Origin of the sequence: Poseidonibacter ostreae, assembly GCF_009208075.1 — a bacterium.
Taxonomy (GTDB): Bacteria; Campylobacterota; Campylobacteria; order Campylobacterales; family Arcobacteraceae; genus Poseidonibacter; species Poseidonibacter ostreae.
Window position 1 is genome coordinate 1 of sequence record NZ_WFKJ01000124.1, and the last position, 586, is coordinate 586.

Here is a 586-nt window from a genome sequence, read left to right on the forward strand (position 1 = left end):
TTCACATGGAAGTCATGAATATCACTTAGAAACACTCAATAATATTAGAACAGCTATGAAAAATTTAAACACTACTGTTGGAATTCTGCAAGATATATCCGGGCCAAAAGTAAGAGTAGGAGATTTAAAAGAACAATTTGAACTTTTACGTGGAGATTTAATTACATTTTTAAAAGATGAAATAGTTGGATATAAAAAAAGTGATGGACATTATGTTGTATCTATTAATTATCCAGATATTTTAAATAAAGTGAAGATAGATGAGTATATTTATCTTTATGATGGAACAATTAGAGCAAAAGTAATTCAAATAGAAGGTGAAGTTCAAGCTCGAATAGAAAATAATGGAACTTTATCTTCAAGAAAAGGTGTGAACTTCCCAAATACAGTAATTGATATTAATGTAATTACAAAAAAAGATGAAATTGACATTGCATGGGGAGTTGAAAATAAAATAGATTACTTTGCAATTTCATTTGTTCAAAATGGAAATGATATCAAAAGAGCAAGAGAACTTTTAAATGGATACAAAGGAAAGTTAATTGCAAAAATAGAAAAATTTGATGCTGTTGAGAATATAGATGAG

The 586-nt window shown here is 27.3% G+C and carries 1 protein-coding gene; it reads left to right on the top strand.

The window, feature by feature from the left end; all coding sequences use genetic code 11:
* A partial coding sequence (locus GBG18_RS15085; protein WP_255467402.1) for a pyruvate kinase occupies window positions 1-586 on the top strand: 586 nt, incomplete at both ends.